This window comes from Owenweeksia hongkongensis DSM 17368, assembly GCF_000236705.1.
GTDB classification, from domain to species: domain Bacteria; phylum Bacteroidota; class Bacteroidia; order Flavobacteriales; family Schleiferiaceae; genus Owenweeksia; species Owenweeksia hongkongensis.
On sequence record NC_016599.1, the window covers coordinates 114,399 to 135,826 of the forward strand.

Sequence of the window (21,428 nt, forward strand, 5' to 3'; positions counted from 1 at the left end):
TGCCCCATGCGATACACCCTGTTTTCCATTCTATTCCTCTTGCTGGCTTGCTCCCCTCAAAAGCAATATGATGACTCCCTTATTTTTCGTTACAACGAAGCTGCAGGTATCACTTCTTTAGACCCTGCTTTTTCCCGTAATCAGGCTAACATTTGGGCGGTTAATCAGCTGTTTAATGGATTGGTACAAATGGATGATGACCTTAAAGTGCAGCCATGTATTGCCAAAAGTTGGGAAATAAGCGATAGCGGTATGGCCTATACTTTTCACTTGCGTGATGATGTGCTTTTTCATGCCAATGAATGTTTTGAAAATGATGAGCAACGCAGAGTTGTAGCCGAAGATTTTAAATACAGTTTTGAGCGTGTGCAGTCCACCTACCTTGCTGCTCCCGGTAGTTGGGTGTTCGCCAATGTTCTCACTTTTGACGCACCTGATGACTCCACCTTTGTCATTTACATGAAGCAGCCATTTCCACCTTTTTTGGGAATTCTCTCCATGAAATATTGTTCGGTAGTGCCTGAAGAAGCGGTGAATTATTATGGCAATAGTTTTCGCGAAAAGCCAGTGGGCACGGGGCCATTTTACTTTAAGATTTGGGCTGAAAATGAAAAATTGGTTCTCCGCAAGAATGCGGAATATTTTGAAAAAGATGAGGAGGGAAACAACTTGCCTTACCTGGAGTCAGTGGCTATTTCTTTTATTCCGGATAAGCAGTCGGCCTTTTTGGAATTTATAAAAGGAAATCTGGATTTGATTTCAGGAATTGATGCCAGCTACAAAGACGAGCTGCTTACCCATACAGGAGAGTTGCAAGAGCGATATGCAGAGAGTTTCAACCTTTACCGTCAGCCGTATTTGAATACCGAGTATTTAGCCTTTTTGGTGGATAGTTCACAAACTATCATGGAAGGTTCCCCCATTTTGGACGTGCGTATTCGCCAAGCGATTAATTATGGTTTTGACCGCAAAAAGATGATGCGTTACCTGCGCAACAATATTGGTGAGCCTGCCAATTATGGAATGATACCGCGCGGTTTGGCTTCTTTTGACACCAGCCGGGTTGTGGGCTATGATTATAATCCTGAAAAGGCAAAAGCACTTTTAGCGGAAGCGGGATACCCCAATGGTGCAGGCTTGCCACCTATAAAACTGCAGACCAATGCCAGCTATTTGGATTTGTGCGAATACATACAAGGCGAGGTTGCGGGCATCGGCATCAAAATGGAAGTGGAGGTAACGCCACCTTCTACTTTGCGTCAATCTATTGCTACCTCCAAAGTGCCATTTTTTCGTGCCAGCTGGATTGGTGATTACCCTGATGGGGAAAATTACTTGTCCTTATTTTACTCAGAAAACTGGGCACCCAATGGTCCAAATTATACGCACTTTAAGAACCCTGTTTTTGACAGCCTCTACCAGCGAGCTACTGCCGAAACCAATGATAGCAGCCGAATGGTGCTTTATACTAAAATGGATAGCCTGGTGATGGCTCAGGCTCCTGTGGTGCCTTTGTATTATGATCAGGTGCTGCGCTTTTACCCAAATACCGTAAGCGGCCTTGGCGGAAATGCTATGAATCTTTTGGATTTGAAGAGGGTGAGGAAGGGGGAGTAGTAGATTTATTTATCTAACTTAAGGTTGGGAATACTGCTTTGCACTGGATACATTGTTAGCCACTGGCTTTGTTTATTTTGTTCATTAATAATAGTTTATCATTTTCGTTTTTTGTCAGTTTTAGTGCCAAATTCAGATGCTCGATTTGATTTTGTATATCAATTCCACTGTATAATTCTGCCAAAAGGGAATGATAAAGATGGTTAGATTTCAAGTCAATTTTTAATGCTTGTTTTAGTGCAATTTCTTTATTTTCTGCCATTGCTAAAGCGTAAGTCCTGTTTAAAGCAGTAATAGGCGAATATTCAATTTGTAAAAGGCGATTGTACAATTGCAAAATGTTATTCCATTTTTCTTTTTCTACCACTTTTATTCTTGTATGCCAAAAAGCAATTCCTGCCTCCAAATGATATTTTGATATTTGGTTGCCCTTTGCCGAAGTGTTAAGATAGGTTTCACCTTTTTCAATCAGTTCAAAATTCCATTTGGTCTTGTCCTGTTTTTTATAAACGACCTGTTGCCCGATTTGGTCAAATCTTGCATCAAATCTTGAAGTATGAAAACAAAACAATGCCATTAACGCATTTACTTTTGGAACATTTGTTTTATCATTTTCTGTCAAAATGTAAAGTAAACGCATTGCTTCAAGGCATAATTCCTTACTAATGGTATTCTTGGATGTGGAAGAATAATAGCCCTCGTTAAAAAGTAGGTACAAAATTGAAAGCACATTATCCAAACGTTTTCCCAAATCTGAACCAGACGGAAACGATAAATCTACATTATTTTCTCGTAAAGTATTTTTTGCTCGATAAAGCCTTTTGTTGATTGTTTCCTTTGTGCTTAAAAGTGCGTTGGCAATTTCATCGATGCCAAAGCCACAGAGGATTTTTAAAGCAAGAGCGATTTGAGATTCATTGCTATTGATTGGGTTGCATACAGCAAACAACATTTGCAATTGACTATCATTAATATTTTCTTCAGATAGGTCGAGTTCCATTTCGTGGGAAATGGATTGAGCGTTTTTAAGTTCTTTTGCGACCTTTTCGGAAAATATTTTTGTTCTTTTGAAATAGTCCTTTGTTTTGTTTTTGGCGACTGTGTAAAGCCAAGCGGTAGGATTTTCGGGAATTCCCTTTAATCCCCAAGTTTCAGAAGCCAACAGAAAAGTGTCGTTTGCAATGTCTTCTGCAATTTCTATATGAACTATACCAAACAATTTACAGAGTACAGAAATAATTTTCCTGTACTCTGTTTTGAATAATTGAGGAATAAGTTCTTTTTCTTGCATCTGTTTTTACACTCCAAACTGATTTAAATGATGGTCTAAATGTTTGTAAAACATATTATTCCATTCCTTGATACTTAACTTTCCAAACGAATGTGATTCTTTGTTGTCGAAATTACTTGCACCCAATTGCTGGGTTTTATTGATGTAATCAATCAAACGGATTTTCTCTGTTTGAAAGTTTCTGGAATTCTTAATTTTGAACGAAGGTGCAGTTTGGGCATTGTGTTTGTATGGTGTTTCGCTTGTCACGATTTTCTTTACAAAAGATTTCATCATTAGTTTCATAAAAAAATTAGGTTTAGGATGTTTGTTTTCATAAACCATTTCATAGGCAACGTTGCAATGTGCCAACATTTCCGAAACATTCATCTTTCCCCAATTTGGTTGGGTGTCTACTTTCAGGTGGTCAATTCTTTGAATTACCTTTTCTGAAATGTCTTTGTTGAAAATATTTGGTAAGGCCATTTTACAAATCAATTACCATTACATCTCTAACTTCTACTTTTCCACCCATAAAAAGTGTTGGGCAACCTTCAGAAAGTTTAACAGCATCGGCTAGGTTTTCCGCTTTTACAATGATGTAGCCACCAACCATTTCTTTTACTTCGGCATAAGGGCCATCGCTCACAACTCCGTTTGAGTTTACAGTTTGTCCTTCGTAACCCAAAGCATTGGTGCTAACGAATTTTCCTTGTGCTGCAATTCCACCAATCCAATCCTGCCATTGTTTAATCATCGCTTGCATCTGCACTGGCGAAGGTTTTGGCTGGTCAGTTTTTTCGTTTCTGAAAATCATCATAAATTCTTTCATAATTTCTAATATTTTAAGTTTATGTCTTTATGACGATTGAGTTTTTCAAAATAGGACATCGTTTGTTTTTTTTGTTTTAGTTTTTTCAGCTTGTTGCCAACTAGCGGCTAAAAACACCTTTCAGTTTGTAAGCACTCATTAAGCATTTGGAAACGAAAGCTAAATGTTTATCTACCGGCTAGATGATTGTTTTTAATAGCAAGCTAATCTACTTGATGACGCGAATAAATACAAGCAGCATTATTTGAAGCAGATTAAGAAGGGTGTTTGGTACCAAATACCCTTGCTATGTGGTTTGGCCACTTTAGTCACTTTAGCCAAATATTAATTTTTAGTATCTCATGCTTGCCAATAAAAGATTTGCAGTAGTTTTGGCCTCGATTTTGCTATAGGCGTGAACGCAATGAAAAGTTTATTCGGTAAATTTTTGCTTCCACTGTGTATCCTTCTTTTGAACGGATACGGACAAGTTCATGCTCATCATACCCTAGAGAATGTCTCAAGTATAAGTGAGGCATTGCATTCCTGCCAGGATGAGGCGCAATATGCTCAAGCCAATATTTCCAAGCCATTTTCATCCAAGCACACTATTGACCACAAATTTGAGGTCACCGAAATTTCTGAAGAAGAAAATCACATTGTTCCTCCGGTTCAGTTTTTAGAGAGGTTTGACTACGTCAGCGCATTGTTCTACGCGCTATTTTTTGGGTATTTGTTCAAAAATCTTAAGGGTGCTTTACGCATAGGCGAATACACCCCGTATTTCTCATCTTTTAGTCCTTTGTTTCTCGCTTTCCGCGTGATCAGACTTTGATTTACAATTCTTTTTTGGCTTAATAAAATTGGCTTTAAAGTCGATTTCTATTAGCCTTGTCGTATTCATTAGCCTCGGCTGACATGAATACTTCCGTGTGTTTTCTACGCACCGTTCGAACAAATATCAATTAACCCTTTCGTTTTTTTTAAATCAAAATTTATCATGAAGAGAATTCTCATGTTCACTAGTGCCTGTGCGCTATTGATAACCACAAGCTGTAAATCCCACTCAGAAAAAAAAGAGGAGGAAATCAAGTTTTTGGTGACTAGTCCTATACTTATGGATACGGCTACTACTCAGGAGTATGTGAGTCAAATTCATTCCATCCAGCACATCGAGATAAGAGCCCAGGAAAGGGGCTACCTGGATAAAATATATGTAGATGAAGGTCAATTTGTAAAACAAGGAGACCTGTTGTTTCAAATTATGCCAAGGCTTTATCAAGCCGAACAGAAGAAGGCCAAAGCCGAGGCTGAGTTTGCCGAAATAGAATACCTAAATACCAAGAAGCTGGCTGATAGCAATGTGGTAGCTCCTAATGAGCTGGCTATGGCTAAGGCTAAATATGACAAAGCTATGGCCGAGTTGGCATTGGCGGATGTGCACCTTCAGTTTACTGAAATCAGAGCACCATTTGATGGATATATAGACCGCTTTCATGTACGATTGGGAAGCCTTGTTGATGAGGGAGATTTATTGACCAGCCTTTCAGACAACAGTGAAATGTGGGTATACTTCAACGTTCCCGAAGCTGAGTATCTGGAATATAAAACACAGCTTAAGACTGAGGAAAAAATGAAGGTAAAGCTGATGATGGCTAATAACAAGCCATTCAAATATGGCGGGGTGGTACAAACCATCGAAGCTGACTTTAATAATGAAACCGGGAATATTGCTTTTAGAGCAACATTTCCAAACCCTGATGGACTATTACGCCATGGCGAAACAGGAAATGTAATAATGACGGTTCCACTAAAAGGAGCAATGCTAATTCCTCAAAAAGCCACATTTGAAGTGTTGGATAAAAGGTATGTGTATGTATTGGATAAAGACAATGTGCTTCATTCACGCGAGATTGTGGTAGGTGCAGAAATGGAGCACATATATGCTGTACAACGCGGACTGGAAGAAGGCGACAGAATTTTGCTTGAGGGCTTGCGCCTTGTGCGGGAAAATGAAGAGGTAGATCCTGAGTTTGTGGAGCCAAAAGTTGCGCTTGCAGATTTGGAATTATACGCTGAGTAAAAGAACAATCTAAAAACAGTAGACATGTTTAGTAAATTCATACATAGACCTGTATTTGCGATTGTAATTTCCGTGATCATTGTGTTTGTGGGGTCTCTCGCTATTAAGCAATTACCCATTTCACAGTTTCCTCAAATTGCACCCACTACAGTTAGTGTGTTTATCGCCTATCCGGGCGCTAGTGCTGATGTACTGGTAAAATCCACACTTATCACATTAGAAAATTCCATCAATGGGGTACAAGGAATGCGCTATATGGCAACCGATGCTACCAGTGCAGGTGAAGCTACCCTTAACGTAATATTTGAACCGGGCACTGATCCTAACCAAGCGGTAATTAGGGTAAAAACGCGAGTCGATCAGGTGATGCCGCTTTTGCCCGAGCTTGTGCAGCGCGAAGGTGTAATTATTACGCCCATCCAACCTAGTATGTTGATGTATGTAAACCTTTACGCCAAGGATACTACGATGGACGAAAAGTTTCTGTACAACTACGCCAACGTAAAAATGATTCCTGAAATAAACAGGATAAAAGGAGTGGCCCGAGCCCAAATATTGGGTAGCCGCAGGTATGCCATGCGTGTGTGGCTAAACCCTGATCGTATGCGGGCGTACAATATTTCTATTGAAGAAGTAATGGAAGCTTTGCAGGAGCAAAGTGTGGTAGGGCGCCCCGGTAGATTGGGAAGAAGCTCTGGGATAAAAGCGCAATCGCTGGAATATGTGCTTACTTACAAAGGGCGGTATAATGAGCCCGAGCAATATGAAAATGTAATCATTCGTGCTAATGCAGAAGGAGAAAGTATCCGCCTGCGCGACATTGGCAAAGTAGAGCTGGGAAGTGAATTTTTTGACATTTACTCCAATCTGGATGGGCATCCGTCAGCAGCTATTGTGCTTAAGCAAAACTATGGTAGTAATGCCAGCGATGTAATTGCTGAGGTAAAAGCTAAGTTGAAAGATATGGAGGCGTCTTTTCCTCCGGGCATGGATTATAAAATTAGCTATGATGTGTCAAACTTTCTGGATGCGTCTATTGAACAGGTAATTCACACCCTTCGTGATGCTTTTATTCTGGTAGCTATTGTGGTGTTTATTTTCCTTGGAGATTGGCGTTCTACGCTGATACCCATTTTGGCCGTTCCGGTGTCCTTAATTGGAGCCTTCTTCGTTATCCAGTTCTTTGGACTCTCCATCAATTTGGTTACACTTTTTGCCCTTGTATTGGCCATCGGTATTGTGGTAGATGATGCCATTGTGGTGGTGGAAGCCGTTCACGCTAAGATGGAAGAAATGCCCCACCTCACACCATATCAAGCGGTAAAATGTGTGCTTGGTGAAATTAGTGGAGCCATCATCGCTATTACTGCTGTAATGGTTTCGGTGTTTTTACCAATATCATTTATGAGCGGTCCGGTGGGTACTTTCTATCGCCAGTTCTCCATTACCATGGCAAGTTCTATTGTGATTTCGGCACTTATAGCCCTTACGCTTACTCCTGTGCTTTGTGCCATGCTTCTCAAAAATCATCATGGTAAAGAGAAGAAGAGAAATATATTGACCAAAGCATTGGATGGTTTTAACTCCGGTTTTGAAAAGCTTACCGGAAGGTATGTAGCCTTGCTGAAACGTATGGTAAGTAGAAAGTGGCTAACCTGGATTATCCTTCTTGCCTTTGGTGCGGGAATCGTTTTTGAAAGTGAAATTCTTCCTTCAGGGTTTATCCCAAGTGAAGATCAGGGAACGATTTACGCTATTATTCAAACGCCTCCCGGAGCCACACTTGAGCGAACGAACAAAGTTTCTCAAGCGCTTCAAAAGATATGTGAAGAGGTGGATGGAGTAGAATCTGTGTCTTCTTTGGCAGGATATGAAATCATGACTGAAGGCCGTGGCTCCAATGCCGGAACATGCTTGATCAACCTCAAGAAATGGTCTGATCGCGAGCATACGGTGAAGGAAATAATGGAAGAGCTGGAAGAAAAATCCAGAAACCTGGGAGCGATTGTAGAATTCTTTGAGCCGCCAGCAATTCCAGGTTTTGGTTCGTCCGGTGGTTTCTCCATGCGTTTGCTGGATCAAACTACCAATACAGATTATCAGGAGTTTGATAAAATCAACAAGCAATTTATGGACGACCTGAGTAAGCGTCCTGAGCTTACTGGCTTGTTTACTTTTTTTGCTGCCAACTACCCTCAGTATGAGTTGGAAATAGATAATGATCTGGCCATGCAAAAAGGAGTTTCTATTGGCAAAGCCATGGAAAACCTAAACATCTTGATTGGTAGTACGTATGAGCAAGGCTTTATCAAGTTTGGTAGATTTTTTAAAGTGTACGTTCAGTCAGACCCTAAGTTCAGAAGATTGCCATCGGATGTGCTCAATCTTTTTGTGAAAAACGATCATGGTGAAATGGTGCCTTATTCCGCTTTCATGAAAATGAAAAAGACGCAGGGACCAAACGAGGTTACACGTTTTAATATGTATAACTCAGCGGCTATTCGTGGCCTTCCGGCAGAAGGATACACTACAGCTGATGCCATCGAAGCCATAAGAGAAGTAGCGAAGGAAACTTTGCCGAAAGGCTATGACATTGCCTGGGAAGGTCTTTCTTATGATGAGTCAAATAGTGGAAATGAATCGCTTTACATTTTCATCATTGTACTGGTGTTTGTGTACTTCGTGTTGGCGGCCCAGTATGAAAGTTTCATTATACCTATGGCGGTAATATTCTCATTGCCTGTCGGGGTGTTTGGCTCGTTTATGATGCTAAAAATGATGGGGCTGGACAATGATATCTACGCGCAGATAGGTCTCATTATGCTTGTCGGGCTGCTAGGCAAAAACGCGGTGCTTATCGTGGAGTTTGCGGTACAAAAACGACAACAGGGCATGAGCATTTTGGCAGCAGCCATAGAGGGCGCTAAGGTGCGTTTCCGCCCAATTTTGATGACCTCCTTTGCCTTTATAGCCGGTTTGATTCCATTGATTATAGCTACAGGTGCCGGAGCAATCGGGAACCGTACTATTGGTGCATCAGCCCTTGGTGGTATGCTGTTCGGAACCATTTTCGGAGTGATCATTGTGCCGGGGCTGTACTTCATTTTTGGCAGTTTGGCTGATGGTCGCAAGCTCATAAAAGGTGAAGAGGAAAGCTCGCTGACGGATGATTTTACCGCTCATGAGCGTCAAGGTGTAGAAGGTGAAAATGCTAAAAACGAATAAAACACGAATCATGATAAGTAAAAGAAATATAGCCAAGAGCTTAGGAATGGTTTGTCTGATATTGGTGGTTTCAAGTTGCGGATCATTAGAAAAAGTAACTAAGGAAGCCAACAGAACGGTTCCTGAAAACTATACTAGCAGCAGCGCCACGATAGACTCTACCAACACGGCTGAGGTACACTGGCAAGACTATTTTACAGATCCTTATTTGAATGCGCTGATCGATACAGCGCTTTCAAATAATCAGGAGCTGAACATAACCATGCAGGAAATAGAAATTGCCCGAAACGAGGCCAGAGCCCGAAAAGGGGAGTACATGCCGTATGTAAACTTTGGTGCGGGAGCAGGTATTGATAAGCCCGGAAGGTATACCAGCAAAGGTGCAAATGATGCTACCACCGACATTAAGCCGGGAATGGAAATGCCAGACCCTTTGCCCGATTATATGTTTGGCCTCAATGCCACTTGGGAAGTGGATATTTGGCATAAGCTACGCAATGCGCGCCAGTCTGCTTTGCGCAGATATGCGGCATCTGTAGAGGGTAAAAACTTTATGGTAACTAACTTGATTGCTGAAATCTCTAGATCCTATTATGAGCTATTGGCTTTGGATAATCAACTGGATATCATAAACCAGAACATTACACTTCAAAGTAATGCGCTTGAAATTGTAAAAATGCAAAAGCAGGCAGCGCGTGTTACTGAACTTGCCGTGCGTAAATTTGAAGCTGAGGTTTTTCACACCAAAAGTTTGCAATATGATGTTCAGCAGAAGATTGTGGAAACCGAAAATAGAATCAACTTTTTGGTTGGGCGTTTTCCGCAAAAGGTAGAAAGGAGTTCTGATGCTTTTGCCAATCTTATTCCTGACACAATTCATTCAGGCGTGCCTTCACAATTGCTCGAAAACCGTCCTGATGTTCGTCAGGCGGAGCTTGAATTGGCAGCAGCCAAGTTGGATGTAAAAGTGGCCAAAGCCAAGTTTTATCCTTCGGTGGGAATTTCAGCAGGAGTGGGCTTTCAGGCTTTTAATCCTCAGTATTTAATAAAGACACCACAGTCTTTATTATTTTCCTTGGCAGGAGATATAGCTGCACCGCTCATTAACAGAGCAGCTATAAAGGCAACTTATAACAATGCAAATGCCAAGCAATTGCAGGCTATTTACAATTATGAGCAAACATTGCTAAACGCTTATATAGAGGTGGCTAACCAAATGGCTAAGATTAGCAACATGGAAAAGAGCTACGAATTGAAATCTAAGGAAGTAGATGCTCTTACAGAATCCATCAAAATTTCAAATGGTCTTTTCCGTTCGGCTAGAGCGGATTATATGGAAGTGTTGTTGACACAGCGCGATGCCCTTGAATCCAAATTTGAGTTGATCGAAACCAAGCAGCAGCAAATGAATGCTTTTGTGAATATGTATAAAGCGCTGGGCGGTGGTTGGAAGTAAAGTGATTTTAGAATAGTTGGTTGGTGGTTTAACAGAGAAAACCCCGTTCTGCAGTAATGTAGAGCGGGGTTTTTGAGTTTTAACTAATCGCTTTCTTGTACCTATCATAAAAGTACATGGGCAAAAAGCCAAGGTTGAGAAGAGCTATGCCTGACACAAGCATTATGTTGGCTCCTGGCCAGTGCATCATTTTGAAAAGTAAACCGGTGGTGGCTAAAATAGCGGCCATGTAGCCCATGATATACATTGATTTTTGCATGGTGATTTCACGTTTTAAGGTTAATAGAAAAAAAGTTTCGTCTTGAATTTTTTGAAGTCCATCTTCCCCAAAGGCTTTTAGGGCTTTGGCATAAGCGAGGCTAAAATTACCTTCAGTATCATTCTCAATGGAGCAGCAAATGTGATCCACCAAGCTTTCTGCAAGGTCATCCATGGCTATGCCTTTTTGATGAATGTCTTGCTGGATAAACTCAATATGTTGTTTTGTCAATTCCACTATGCTTTGGCTTTTGAGTTAAGAATAAGTCCTATGGTTGACATAAAATCGTTTAGTTCATTCACCTTTTGTGTTACCACAGAATTACCGGAAGTGGTGAGTGTATAGTATTTACGTACGCGTTTGCCGATATATTCCTTCTCTGTGGTAAGCACACCTTCCGCCTCCAGTTTGTGAAGGGTGGGGTAGAGCGCACCTTCCGTAATTTCAATTTTTCCATCGGTAAGCTCTTTTACCTTTTGGGTTATTTCATAACCATACATTCTTCCATTCTCTTCCAAGAGTTTGAGAAGGATGGGTTGCAGGGTACCTTTTATTAAATTCTTTGAATACATAACTCAAATATACATAAGTAAATTATGTGTTTGAAAAAATTTTAGATAAAATATTTCATATTTGTGGATATGCTCCAACCCGCCAAACAACGATTTGCTTCCATACCTCTATACATTCTTGTACTTGGCTTGGTATTGTTGCCTTTGGTTTTTTCCACTTCTACGTTAGATTCTACCCTTGCTCCGCGATTTACCTATTTGGGGGTATTGTTAGCACTGTTGGCGGTGAGCCAAATATTTTCTAAACCAAATAGTCTTTCCCTATTCCAATTCACTTGGCCATTTTTGGCATTCATAATCTTTGAAGGTCTGAGTCTTTTTAATGCAAATACGCCAAGTGAAGGTTTGGTGGTTTTACTGCGAGATTCAGGTCTTTTAATGTTTCTTGTTATGGTAATACACACTTGCCAAACAGAGGGTGCGATATCGGGTATTTCCAAAAGCATGGTGTTGGTAAATGCCGTAATAGGCAGTTTTGGGCTGTATCAGCTGGTTACCCTCAATGCCATCGTTGATGAAACGAGACTTTATGAAGTAATATCTCTTTTAGGGCACCGCAACCTTTTTGCCTCTGCCTTGGTGCTCACTTTACCTTTTTTAGTTTTTACGGCTTGGCGCCAAAAGGGGCTTTGGCAATGGATAAGTCTAGTAATGTTGGCGCATACTACTTTTCTGATTTTTGTACTTGAATCACGCACGGCATGGCTGGCTTACTTTGTATTTATAGTGAGTTACCCGGTATGGATTCTTTTGGAAAAAATGGTTCAACATTTTAGTTTTCGATTTTGGCGAAACCTATTCGTGGTCTTGCTTTTAGCAGGTGTTTCAGCTTTTAGCTGGGTTTATTTTACAAACGAAAAAAGTGAGGGAAAGGGGCAGGTACTAAAGTCAGAAATGGGTTTTGATGGTTCAAATGAAAAGACCTTTACCATAGATGAGCGCATTATGTTGTGGAAGGGAACGCTGCGAATGGTTTGGAATGAGGACATTGGTGGAATAGGAGCTGGGAACTGGAAAATCATGTTTCCAGCTTACGGTTCAGACATGTTTAGAGCAAGGCAGGGTATGGTTCAGTTTCAGCGGCCACACAATGATTACCTATGGATCTTGTCCGAAACAGGAGTTTTGGGATTGGTGGCTTATTTCTGTGGTTTTGCTTTAATCATGTTTTACGGCCTAAGGGCAGCTTCCAGTCATCGGTTGGACCAAAGCCAAAGAGTTTTGATTCGCTTATTACTATCCGGTGTTTTGGCCTACTTGCTCATAGCTTTTTTTAGCTTCCCAAGGGAACGGGTTTTCCATCAAGTGGTGTTGTACACTATGTTGGGGCTACTTATTTATTTAAGTAGGCCAGCTGTTTCTTCTAAATCTTTTGAACGGAATACTTTTAGTGTATTAGCCATTATCCTTGGCGGAATGATGATTTGGGTTGGGGCTAATTGGTGGCACGGGGAGAGGGTAACCAGAAAAATAAATGAAGCCCGCGCTATGGGAGATTGGGATGGATTGCTGGAGTACTATAACCAAGTGGAAGAAAATAGATTTTACAAAATAGATCCTGCATCTGTGCCTTTAAACTTTTATAGCGGTTTGGCTTATCTCAATCTAGAAAACTATCCAAAGTCACAAACTGAATTTGCCAATGCTTATAAGTTGCACCCCAACAACATTCATGTGATCAACAATATGGCAAACATTTATTTCCTTCAAGGGAATACGGACAGTGCTATAGTGTATTATAAAAAAGCTCTGGAAGTATCTCCAAAATACTTAGATGGAGCCTTAAATTTGATGGCAGTCTACTTTAACACTCAACAAACCGATGAAGCCTATAAATTGCTTCGAAAATATGAAGCCACTTTTGCCAAAGAAAGCCCAAATCACCCAACACTAAGTGCATACAGACAGGCCATACTAAAAGCCAAAAAAGCTGAAGTGCTAAAAGCTACAGCTAATGAATCTCTAAAAGCTCACCTAATTTCCATCGATGATGATGAACTTCAGTCACTATATTTTGAGTCTTTAAATCAAGATATTACCTTGGCGGAGATTTTTGCTGAAAGCGCAAAAGGTAAATTTTAACATAAAATGCTAGGTATAAACCAAACCGTTTTATCAAATTGATCGTCATCTTAGTACAACCAAAAACGTAAAAATCAAAAAACTCAAACTATGACAAAAAAAATATTCACTCTAGCACTGGGGTTAGCACTTTCATCTGGGCTTATGGCACAGACCATTTCTGGAATCACCCCAGCTACAGGAAATCAAGGACAAACGCTTCCCATCATCGTATCTGGGCAAAACACGGCTTTTACCCAAGGTAGCATGACCATGTTTTTATCACAGGGATCATACACCATCGGACAAGCAGGATCTGGAATAGCTAATATTTCAATTGTAAATAGCACTACAATATCTGCAAATCTCAATGTTCCCGGGTCTGCGCCAGTCGGTTTTTATGATCTCTATATTATGGGTACTGGCTCATCTACCTTAAACAAAACTTCGGCATTTGAAGTGGCACAACCTTCAGGTGCCTCGGTAGCTGTTTCTCCAAATGGTGGCCAGCCCGGAAAAGCCTTCAGTGCAACTTTTACAGTAAGTGGTGCGAGCTTCAAAAGCTCTGCTCAGCAAACCATCGAAAAAGTATGGTTGAGTCTAAATGGAGAGGTGATTACGGATATCACCAATATTAGTGTGGTTAATGCAACCACTTTTACAGCAGATGTAAATGTACCAGTGGGAACTACGCAAGGCATGTGGGATGTAAATGTGTACACGGATGATAATATGATGTACACCAGCACCGCCTCTTTTGATATTGACAATACTTTTAGCCGTGCAGAATATAATAATGTAGATTTTAAAATCTATCCAAACCCGGTAACCACAGAGCTTACAGCTGTTTTTGAAACTCAATATTCAGATATGGATGTTCAGATTTTTGACCTTACAGGAAAGGCAGTTTCGCAGTATAGCTACAGTGTAGAAGTGCAGGAAAACCTGATAAAAGTGAATACAGAAAATTTAGCTAAAGGAAGCTACACCATACAGTTTATCTCAAATGATGAAGTGGTTGCTGCCAAGAAGTTGGTGCGCCAATAGCATTTGGTTGTTTTGTTAATTGAAAGCCCGGACTGTTGTTCGGGCTTTTTTTAGGCATACTATATGTTAACTGCTTTGAGCTCGAGAGCTCGGTTACAAATCCTGGGCATCCGTTTTATTTAGTTCTTATTCCGGTTTGATTGGTGTACAAATCTCAATGAGAAATCCATTATTATCTTTTAAGTATCCTACTTTTTGCCCCCAAGGTTTTTCGGTAAGAGGTTCAAATTCTGTAGCTCCTGATTTTATGGCGTGTTGAAAATATGTTTCTATATTTTCGGTGGTAAAAGCTAATTCTACACCAAATGGTTTTCCTGAATTTTTTATTTTTTCAAATCCTTTTTTGAAATTCGAGTTTCCCAATTCGGTGGAAGCAAATGCAATTGTCGTTTCTCCTGTAATTAATTCTCCGTAATCGTTTTCAGGCGTTATAAATTTTCGACTAAACCCTAATGCTTTTTCATAGAATTCAATTGTCTCCGTCACATTTTCGACATAAAGTATCGTATATGTGTATTTCATACTTTTTTGGTTATCAGTGCTTAATTTACTGTTCGCGACAAAGCCAAGAATAAGAACAGTAACGGATTTAAAAGCACTTTCCTTTCGGATAGCAAGATAATTTATTAAATGCCAAAAACGGTTTGAGTAAACACCCAAACCGTTATTGATTTTATACAATGTTAGCGGTCCGGGCTTTATTCATCTACATAAACTGCTTTTCCGGTTTCTTTGCCATCCAAACCTCGTACATACGCACGGGCAACTTCTATTGCTGGTGGACAATTACTGCTGTCCATTCCCATAGCTTGGGCAGTCTCTTTGACAAATGGAGGATGTACCACAAGAATCCTACGTCCTTCTGTCAACTCCAAAGCAAGTGCTTTAACAAATCCTTCCAATGCAGCATTTACCATAGCAATATTTGTTGTTTCAGGCCAAGGCTTATGAGCAAAAATACCTCCAGTAAGGATAATACCTCCATTTGGTTTTAATGCTTTCAACGCTTTTCGACAAATATTTATCTGACCCATCAACTTGCTATTTATTCCAACGTTAATTTGTTCGTCTGTGAGATTGGAAAATGCACCAAAACTGGCATCTCCTGCCACACAAATTACAGCATCCACATCTTTTTTGTCAGCAAAAAATTTGTCTATAGATTCTTTATTCTCAATATCTAAGGTTGGGTTTGATTTTCTAGATGTTGCTATCACATCGTAACCTTTTTCAGTAAGCTGTTGATTAACAGCTTTTCCTATGGTGCCTGTGGCACCGATTACTACTGCTTTTTTCATACCTGTTTTGTTATTGTTTTAGAAACGATATTCCGTGGTTTCCGCATATTTTCGCCACCTTTTCAAAATCGGGTGGTCCGGGAGGTAACTTGGCTAATTCTTTAAACATTTCTTCAATCCCAGCGGGAAAAGCACTTGTAATCATTTTTGCTTTTTCCGTTCCTACCACATTCCAAGAATGGGGAATATTTTTGGGAGCAAAGGCTGTATCTCCGGCTTCTAAAACAGTAGTTTTTCCAGCTACCATTATTTCAATTTGCCCCTTGATTACCCTAAATATCTCATCTTCCTTGGTGTGGATGTGAGGAGGAATGCCAACTCCGGGTTCAACATCATCAACCCATTCAACGATTTGATTATCGGTTTCACCACCAATTAGCTTGTGAGTTTGTACATCTCCAAGAACGTTTAGAACTTCGCCCTCTTTATCTTTAATGATCTTTGGATTTAGCTTGCCCGCAAGCTCTGATTTTTCAAACAGTTGCTTGCTGTTAGCTATTCCAGGAATCAATGCAACCCCAAGACCCAATCCCGAAGTCTGAATGAATTTTTTTCTGTCCATAACGTATCGTTCTTTTGTTTGGACTAAAATAGAAGTAGCATGCGTTTAGGATGTTGTGAAAAACTCGGCAATCCCCTAGAATTTCAGAAAAATTAGTTTATCCGTAGCTGAGAAGGTGTAAACCCTGTCTGTTTTTTGAGAAAATAGCTGAAATAGTCAGGCGATGAAAAGCCTAACTCGTAGCCCACTTCCTTGATGGTCTTGTCGGTGAATTTCAAACTGTGACGGGAACGCATAACCAGTTGTTCGTCTATAAGGTGCTTGGCATTAACTCCCAAAACTTCCTTTACACATTCGTTGAGATATTTGTCCGACACATTGAGAGAGTTTGCATAATAGCCCACTTCGTGATGTTGGGAAATGTATCGGTCTATACTTTTTTTGAATTTATAGACCAAAGCCGATTTTGCATTGTTGTCTGTGATGACAGATTTGATGTTACATTTTCCGTCACAGTAAACAAAAAAAGTGTTCAGCAGGGATAATATCGCTTCTTCTCGGTGTTTCAGTTTGGTGCTTATCAACTCATCAAGCATTTCAAGAATGGATTGTATTCGTGTTTCGATACCTGGAGAGAGATTTATTTTAGGAATTTCATTGGCACTAAAAAGACGAACTTCTGTAATGTGAAGGTTTTTGAAAGTTGGATGATTTAAAATTTGTCTTGGGATTAACAATACGTATCCCGATGATGTAGAAGTGTCTTTTTTAAAAATTTTCCAATTAAAGGTAGGGTTTAAGAAAAAGACTGCATTTGATATGTTCTTATAGAGGGTTTTATTTATTTCTATCCCCTCCACTTCATTTTGAATCCAGAAAACAGCATAACAATCATCGTTTTGCCGAGATGTCATTTTGCTGAGAATACTTGATATTTTTATTGTTTGTTCCATATTTCGTATGGTGTCATTTTTAACCTTACCGCTAACGGTCTGTATATGGTGTCGTGGCTGACGATAGGAAGCCATGTACTATAGCCCCTATGTAAAAGCAGTGTCCTAAGTTTAGGTAAACTTTCAAAATACCTATACAATGCAAACTCAAGACACTGCCGTATCAAAACTATTCATTGGGATCGACATCCACAAGAAGAGCTGGCGGATCAATACCGCCACAGATTTATTTAAGGGCAAAGGTTTTACAATGCCTCTGGAACCAGAGGGCCTCAAGAACTATGTGCAGACGCACTTTAATGTCAGGCATGGGCACTCTCCGTGAAAAAACTTCTCAACTATTATGATCGGTTATGAAGGATTCGGCATATCCTAAAATTAGAGAATTTCACCTCGACAACTCCACTACCTTCAACTCAAAAATTCTATCCCCATCTATTTTAAAGCTCAGCATAGTGCGTACTTTATGAAAACCATGCTTACCAATAGCTCCCGGATTCATGTGGAGTAGGCCAAGCTTTTTGTCGTTCATCACTTTAAGAATATGGCTATGGCCGCAAATGAAAAGCTTGGGTGGAGCATTGTAGATTTCGGGTTTTACGTACGAGCTATATCTTCCCGGGTAACCACCAATATGCGTAATCCACACATCCACACCTTCACACATAAAGCGTAGGTTTTCGGGCCAGGCGGCACGAATTGAAGTGTCATCGATATTTCCAAATACAGCACGCACCGGAGCTATGGTGGCCAGAGCATCCGTTACCGCCAAGGAGCCAATATCGCCCGCATGCCATATTTCATCACTGCCTTCGCAGAGCTCCAGTATTTTGGGACTGATATAGGAATGGGTATCGCTTAATAGGGAAATCTTAATCAATGGTGTGGGCGTTTAAATTACCTTTGCGCAAGATTAAAAATTATCTTTCGATTGCGATACTTTGTGCGGCTTTCCTACTTGGGTAAAAATTTTCATGGTTGGCAAATACAGCCCAATGCTACCTCGGTGCAGGAAACCCTAAACAAAACTTTTTCCACAATCTTTAATGAAGAGGTAAATACGGTTGGTGCGGGCCGAACAGATACGGGTGTTCATGCTTCGGAAATGTGGGCACATTTTGATGTGCAAAATCCTATTCCTGAAAATGCTGCTCATAAGTGCAATCGCTTTTGCGGACCCGATATCGCTATTAAGCAATTTATAAAAGTAGAGGATGACGCTCATGCCCGATTTGATGCAGCAGCTCGTTCGTATGAATATCATATCCTAAAAGAGAAGAACCCATTTCTACAGGATTTAGGATGGTTTTGCCCGTATCCGCTTAACGTAGAAAAGATGAACGAGGCGGCTAAGTTTCTTTTTGATTTTGAGGATTTTACTTCTTTTTCAAAAAGTAAAACCCAAACTATGACCAACAATTGCAGGGTGATAGAAGCTCGCTGGGAAGAGCGCGAAGACAGGCTAGTATTTTACATTTCGGCAGATAGGTTTTTGCGAAATATGGTGCGTGCTATTGTAGGCACTTTGGTAAATATAGGCAGGGAGAGGCAGCCGATAGAAAGTTTGAAAGAGATAATAGAAGCAAAAGACCGTAGTTTAGCGGGAGAATCGGTACCGGCCCATGGCTTGTACCTTACACGTGTGGTTTATCCAAAAGAAGTATTGAATGGCAAGTAGTGATGTAAGCGGTAAAGCTTTCGACCTAAAACTTTTACGTAAAATATTGACCTATGTGCGCCCGTACAAGGCTGTGTTTTATGGTGCAATGGTGCTTACGGTGGTTCTTTCGGCTTTGGGTACAGCTCGCCCTATTTTGATACAATATGTAATCGACAACTTTGTGATTACACCTGATAGCGAAGGCCTTCTTAATTATACTTTGATTATTACAGGACTCCTGCTTTTAGAGTCTATTTTCCAGTTTTTCTTTACCTATGGAGCTAATTATTTGGGGCAAAATATTATCCGTGATTTGCGGCTTCAGCTGTATGAACACATTCTTTCTTTTAAGCTTCAATACTTTGACCAAACGCCAATTGGCACACTGGTAACCCGTGCTGTATCGGATATTGAAACAATAGCCGATATTTTCGCGCAGGGTATTCTCACCATTTTTGGAGATATTTTCAAGATAGTGGTAATGATTGCCGCTATGTTCTACTTTTTTGACTTCAGGCTAGTATTGATTTCACTTTCAGTTGTTCCTGTTTTATTCTATGCCACACGTCTCTTTCAGCTTAAGATAAAGTCTGCATTTCAGGATGTCCGTACGCAGGTTTCTTCACTCAATGCTTTTGTACAAGAGCACCTTACGGGAATGAATATCGTTCAGATTTTTAATAGGGAGGAGGCTGAGATGGAAGAGTTTAAATCTATCAACGAAAAGCACAAGGCCGCAAATATTCGTTCTATTTGGTACTTCTCTATATTCCTTCCGGTAATAGAAATCATGAGTGCCATAAGCATTGGCTTGGCGGTATGGTTTGGTGGACTAAAAGCTGCGCAGGAGGCAAGTAAAATTTCACTGGAGCTTTTACTTTACAGAGGAATGGGCTGGGATGTAGCTCCAGACATGACAATGATTACCCTGGGAGAAATAACGGCTGTTATCATTTTTATAAACATGCTTTTCCGCCCCCTGCGCCAATTGGCTGATAGGTTCAATACCCTGCAGATGGGTATGGTAGCTTCGGAGCGTGTGTTCAAAATTTTAGAAACTAATTCCAGAATTGAAGATAAGGGAGACATTGTGATGGATGATGTTCGTGGAGATATTGAGTTCCAAAATGTAAAGTTTGGCTACAAGTCTGATGAACTTATTTTGAAGGGAATTAGCTTTAAAGTAGAAGCCGGTCAAACCCTCGCCATTGTTGGTGCAACAGGAGCTGGTAAATCCACCATTGTAAACTTGCTAAGCCGTTTTTATGAAATCAATTCAGGGTCTATAAAAGTAGATGGGGTTGATATAAAAGATATGGACCTTGGTTCGCTTCGAGACCACTTGGCGGTGGTGCTTCAGGATGTGTTTTTGTTTTCGGATACCATCATGAATAACATCACTTTGAGCAAGGATATTGAGCGCCATCAGGTAGAAGAAGCAGCGGCATTTATTGGTGTAGATGATTTTATTGAAAGCCTACCGGATAGTTATGATTACAATGTTCGTGAGCGTGGAAACATGATTTCGGTAGGGCAGAGGCAGCTACTGGCTTTTTTGCGTGCTTATGTTTCCGATCCTTCTGTTTTAATTTTGGATGAAGCCACAAGTTCTATTGATACCCACAGCGAAAAGCTGATTCAAAAGGCTATTGATAAAATTACTGAGGGACGCACTTCTGTAATTATTGCTCACAGATTGGCTACCATCAAAAAAGCCGATAAAATATTGGTGATGGAGAAAGGTGAAATAGTAGAGGAAGGTACTCACTCTGAGCTGTTGGCCATGAATGGCTATTACACCCGCCTTTATGAAATGCAGTTTAAAGCGGAGGAAGAAGATGTTACTTAAACTCGTAAATTAAGCCAAGGCCTCCACGAATAAGCCAGTCTTTTCCATCTCCAATTCCAATTATGCCATCCCAGCCATCATTTCCTGCTGTGCGTGAAATAAAGTAACCTTCTAATAGCACTTGCTTAGTCAATCGTATGGTAGCACCAGCTTCCAATTGAATCAATGCTTCGTATTTTGTCCCGTCATTTGTTTCGTAGCCCGGGGGTATATATTCAGGAGTATCGGATGAATTAATGGTTTGAGCAAATCCAAATCCAAATCCTACATAAGGTAAAAAGTCACCAGGTCTTGGTCTGCGTCTTCTCCGGCTTCTGCCTCTGCGTTTTTTTTCAAAAGGATTTGTTGAATATCGAAAACCAACTCCTAAATAAGTTTGATTAAACATGGTTTGAAATACGGTATCGGGCTCAAAGCTGTGCTCGATGTTTGCCGAACTGTGGGATACCTCTCCTACAAAAAGCCAGGGTGAATTTAGGAATAGATTGGTGTAAACAGCGCTAAAATCCACGCCATAGTTATCTTTAATACCGTCAGAGGTTTCACCACGTACATTGCAAAGGCCAGCGTGAAGGCTTAGGGCGGAAGTTTGTGCTGCTACATTTTTGACAAGAAATAATGAAATAAGTAATACTAAAAATAAAATCCTCATTGGCTAGGTTGTTGGAAATTTGGCTAATTTAAATATAACCAAATCAGATAACTAGCAAATATCTACGGAAAATAAATGATAAAGGTTTTACAATGTCAGCAATGAGAAGAAAT

Annotated in this window: 20 protein-coding genes; 9 read left to right on the forward strand and 11 right to left on the reverse strand. The window is 40.3% G+C overall.

All coding sequences use genetic code 11. From position 1 onward, the window contains the following. The first annotated feature begins 6 nt into the window (after positions 1 to 6). Positions 7 to 1,617 carry an ABC transporter substrate-binding protein gene (locus tag OWEHO_RS00530; RefSeq protein ID WP_014200490.1) on the forward strand — a complete coding sequence of 537 codons (1,611 nt, stop codon included), beginning with the start codon at positions 7 to 9 and terminating at the stop codon, positions 1,615 to 1,617. A gap of 55 nt (positions 1,618 to 1,672) precedes the next feature. Here OWEHO_RS00530 and OWEHO_RS00535 read toward each other — a convergent pair whose 3' ends face one another. Genes OWEHO_RS00535 through OWEHO_RS00545 form a run of 3 tightly spaced genes read right to left on the reverse strand, consistent with a single transcriptional unit; the run spans position 1,673 to position 3,719 of the window. Continuing rightward, positions 1,673 to 2,908, reverse strand: coding sequence for an RNA polymerase sigma factor (locus OWEHO_RS00535; protein WP_014200491.1), 1,236 nt, complete (start codon positions 2,906 to 2,908; stop codon positions 1,673 to 1,675). 6 nt (positions 2,909 to 2,914) lie between these two features. Next, entirely contained in the window at positions 2,915 to 3,373 is a 459-nt protein-coding gene (locus OWEHO_RS00540) for a DUF1569 domain-containing protein (protein ID WP_014200492.1), read from the reverse strand. A gap of 1 nt (position 3,374) precedes the next feature. Further along, on the reverse strand, positions 3,375 to 3,719 hold the full coding sequence (locus tag OWEHO_RS00545; protein ID WP_014200493.1) for a YciI family protein: 345 nt from the start codon (positions 3,717 to 3,719) through the stop codon (positions 3,375 to 3,377). A 403-nt stretch (positions 3,720 to 4,122) separates the two neighbouring features. Between OWEHO_RS00545 and OWEHO_RS00550 the strand changes: the two genes are divergently transcribed. The 4 genes from OWEHO_RS00550 to OWEHO_RS00565 all read left to right on the forward strand — a co-directional run bounded on the left by OWEHO_RS00550 (position 4,123) and on the right by OWEHO_RS00565 (position 10,462). Continuing rightward, the gene (locus OWEHO_RS00550; protein ID WP_014200494.1) at positions 4,123 to 4,533 is read left to right on the forward strand and encodes a hypothetical protein; all 411 of its coding nucleotides are present in this window, start codon (positions 4,123 to 4,125) and stop codon (positions 4,531 to 4,533) included. Between the two features lie 165 nt (positions 4,534 to 4,698). Beyond that, on the forward strand, positions 4,699 to 5,781 hold the full coding sequence (locus OWEHO_RS00555) for an efflux RND transporter periplasmic adaptor subunit (protein ID WP_014200495.1): 1,083 nt from the start codon (positions 4,699 to 4,701) through the stop codon (positions 5,779 to 5,781). Between the two features lie 24 nt (positions 5,782 to 5,805). Beyond that, positions 5,806 to 9,006 carry an efflux RND transporter permease subunit gene (locus OWEHO_RS00560; RefSeq protein ID WP_014200496.1) on the forward strand — a complete coding sequence of 1,067 codons (3,201 nt, stop codon included), beginning with the start codon at positions 5,806 to 5,808 and terminating at the stop codon, positions 9,004 to 9,006. Between the two features lie 10 nt (positions 9,007 to 9,016). Next, positions 9,017 to 10,462 (forward strand): TolC family protein, encoded by a 1,446-nt coding sequence (locus OWEHO_RS00565; RefSeq protein ID WP_014200497.1) that lies wholly within the window; start codon positions 9,017 to 9,019, stop codon positions 10,460 to 10,462. A gap of 79 nt (positions 10,463 to 10,541) precedes the next feature. Here OWEHO_RS00565 and OWEHO_RS18570 read toward each other — a convergent pair whose 3' ends face one another. Together OWEHO_RS18570 and OWEHO_RS00575 are read right to left on the reverse strand one after the other, a co-directional pair. Beyond that, positions 10,542 to 10,952: a GldL-related protein gene (locus tag OWEHO_RS18570; RefSeq protein ID WP_223252704.1), complete on the reverse strand. Its 411-nt coding sequence runs from the start codon at positions 10,950 to 10,952 to the stop codon at positions 10,542 to 10,544. 5 nt (positions 10,953 to 10,957) lie between these two features. Next, a complete protein-coding gene (locus OWEHO_RS00575; protein ID WP_014200499.1) occupies positions 10,958 to 11,293 on the reverse strand; it encodes a PadR family transcriptional regulator in 336 nt (111 codons plus the stop codon). 69 nt (positions 11,294 to 11,362) lie between these two features. On the opposite strand from OWEHO_RS00575, the gene OWEHO_RS00580 reads away from it, so the two are divergent. Beyond that, complete coding sequence (locus tag OWEHO_RS00580) at positions 11,363 to 13,375, forward strand: O-antigen ligase family protein (protein WP_014200500.1); 2,013 nt, start codon at positions 11,363 to 11,365, stop codon at positions 13,373 to 13,375. 90 nt (positions 13,376 to 13,465) lie between these two features. After that, positions 13,466 to 14,401: a T9SS type A sorting domain-containing protein gene (locus OWEHO_RS00585; RefSeq protein WP_014200501.1), complete on the forward strand. Its 936-nt coding sequence runs from the start codon at positions 13,466 to 13,468 to the stop codon at positions 14,399 to 14,401. Positions 14,402 to 14,527: 126 nt separating this feature from the next. Here the strand turns inward: OWEHO_RS00585 and OWEHO_RS00590 are convergent, their stop codons facing one another. From OWEHO_RS00590 to OWEHO_RS00615, 5 genes are all read right to left on the reverse strand, one after another. Continuing rightward, on the reverse strand, positions 14,528 to 15,082 hold the full coding sequence (locus OWEHO_RS00590) for a VOC family protein (protein WP_316928297.1): 555 nt from the start codon (positions 15,080 to 15,082) through the stop codon (positions 14,528 to 14,530). Positions 15,083 to 15,099: 17 nt separating this feature from the next. Then, positions 15,100 to 15,699 (reverse strand): short chain dehydrogenase, encoded by a 600-nt coding sequence (locus tag OWEHO_RS00595; RefSeq protein WP_014200503.1) that lies wholly within the window; start codon positions 15,697 to 15,699, stop codon positions 15,100 to 15,102. A 10-nt stretch (positions 15,700 to 15,709) separates the two neighbouring features. After that, entirely contained in the window at positions 15,710 to 16,261 is a 552-nt protein-coding gene (locus OWEHO_RS00600) for a cupin domain-containing protein (RefSeq protein ID WP_014200504.1), read from the reverse strand. 92 nt (positions 16,262 to 16,353) lie between these two features. Further along, on the reverse strand, positions 16,354 to 17,154 hold the full coding sequence (locus tag OWEHO_RS00605; RefSeq protein ID WP_041627742.1) for a helix-turn-helix domain-containing protein: 801 nt from the start codon (positions 17,152 to 17,154) through the stop codon (positions 16,354 to 16,356). Positions 17,155 to 17,542: 388 nt separating this feature from the next. Beyond that, positions 17,543 to 18,034 carry a metallophosphoesterase family protein gene (locus tag OWEHO_RS00615; protein WP_014200507.1) on the reverse strand — a complete coding sequence of 164 codons (492 nt, stop codon included), beginning with the start codon at positions 18,032 to 18,034 and terminating at the stop codon, positions 17,543 to 17,545. A gap of 51 nt (positions 18,035 to 18,085) precedes the next feature. On the opposite strand from OWEHO_RS00615, the gene truA reads away from it, so the two are divergent. Both truA and OWEHO_RS00625 read left to right on the forward strand, forming a co-directional pair. Continuing rightward, positions 18,086 to 18,832, forward strand: a complete 747-nt coding sequence (gene truA, locus OWEHO_RS00620; RefSeq protein WP_014200508.1) for a tRNA pseudouridine(38-40) synthase TruA — start codon at positions 18,086 to 18,088, stop codon at positions 18,830 to 18,832. Next, positions 18,822 to 20,663 (forward strand): ABC transporter ATP-binding protein, encoded by a 1,842-nt coding sequence (locus OWEHO_RS00625; protein ID WP_014200509.1) that lies wholly within the window; start codon positions 18,822 to 18,824, stop codon positions 20,661 to 20,663. The genes truA and OWEHO_RS00625 overlap by 11 nt, the downstream gene beginning before the upstream one ends. On the opposite strand, the gene OWEHO_RS00630 is transcribed toward OWEHO_RS00625, so the two are convergent. Next, a complete protein-coding gene (locus tag OWEHO_RS00630; protein ID WP_014200510.1) occupies positions 20,656 to 21,315 on the reverse strand; it encodes a hypothetical protein in 660 nt (219 codons plus the stop codon). The genes OWEHO_RS00625 and OWEHO_RS00630 overlap by 8 nt on opposite strands. Positions 21,316 to 21,428: the final 113 nt, after the last annotated feature.

Excerpts from the sequence above, each read along its gene's own strand:
- OWEHO_RS00530 (WP_014200490.1), top strand. The coding sequence starts at position 7 with ATGCGATACACCCTGTTTTCCATTCTATTCCTCTTGCTGGCTTGCTCC.
- OWEHO_RS00535 (WP_014200491.1), bottom strand. The coding sequence starts at position 2,908 with ATGCAAGAAAAAGAACTTATTCCTCAATTATTCAAAACAGAGTACAGG.
- OWEHO_RS00540 (WP_014200492.1), bottom strand. The coding sequence starts at position 3,373 with ATGGCCTTACCAAATATTTTCAACAAAGACATTTCAGAAAAGGTAATT.
- OWEHO_RS00545 (WP_014200493.1), bottom strand. The coding sequence starts at position 3,719 with ATGAAAGAATTTATGATGATTTTCAGAAACGAAAAAACTGACCAGCCA.
- OWEHO_RS00550 (WP_014200494.1), top strand. The coding sequence starts at position 4,123 with ATGAAAAGTTTATTCGGTAAATTTTTGCTTCCACTGTGTATCCTTCTT.
- OWEHO_RS00555 (WP_014200495.1), top strand. The coding sequence starts at position 4,699 with ATGAAGAGAATTCTCATGTTCACTAGTGCCTGTGCGCTATTGATAACC.
- OWEHO_RS00560 (WP_014200496.1), top strand. The coding sequence starts at position 5,806 with ATGTTTAGTAAATTCATACATAGACCTGTATTTGCGATTGTAATTTCC.
- OWEHO_RS00565 (WP_014200497.1), top strand. The coding sequence starts at position 9,017 with ATGATAAGTAAAAGAAATATAGCCAAGAGCTTAGGAATGGTTTGTCTG.
- OWEHO_RS00575 (WP_014200499.1), bottom strand. The coding sequence starts at position 11,293 with ATGTATTCAAAGAATTTAATAAAAGGTACCCTGCAACCCATCCTTCTC.
- OWEHO_RS00580 (WP_014200500.1), top strand. The coding sequence starts at position 11,363 with ATGCTCCAACCCGCCAAACAACGATTTGCTTCCATACCTCTATACATT.
- OWEHO_RS00585 (WP_014200501.1), top strand. The coding sequence starts at position 13,466 with ATGACAAAAAAAATATTCACTCTAGCACTGGGGTTAGCACTTTCATCT.
- OWEHO_RS00595 (WP_014200503.1), bottom strand. The coding sequence starts at position 15,699 with ATGAAAAAAGCAGTAGTAATCGGTGCCACAGGCACCATAGGAAAAGCT.
- OWEHO_RS00600 (WP_014200504.1), bottom strand. The coding sequence starts at position 16,261 with ATGGACAGAAAAAAATTCATTCAGACTTCGGGATTGGGTCTTGGGGTT.
- OWEHO_RS00605 (WP_041627742.1), bottom strand. The coding sequence starts at position 17,154 with ATGGAACAAACAATAAAAATATCAAGTATTCTCAGCAAAATGACATCT.
- OWEHO_RS00625 (WP_014200509.1), top strand. The coding sequence starts at position 18,822 with ATGGCAAGTAGTGATGTAAGCGGTAAAGCTTTCGACCTAAAACTTTTA.
- OWEHO_RS00630 (WP_014200510.1), bottom strand. The coding sequence starts at position 21,315 with ATGAGGATTTTATTTTTAGTATTACTTATTTCATTATTTCTTGTCAAA.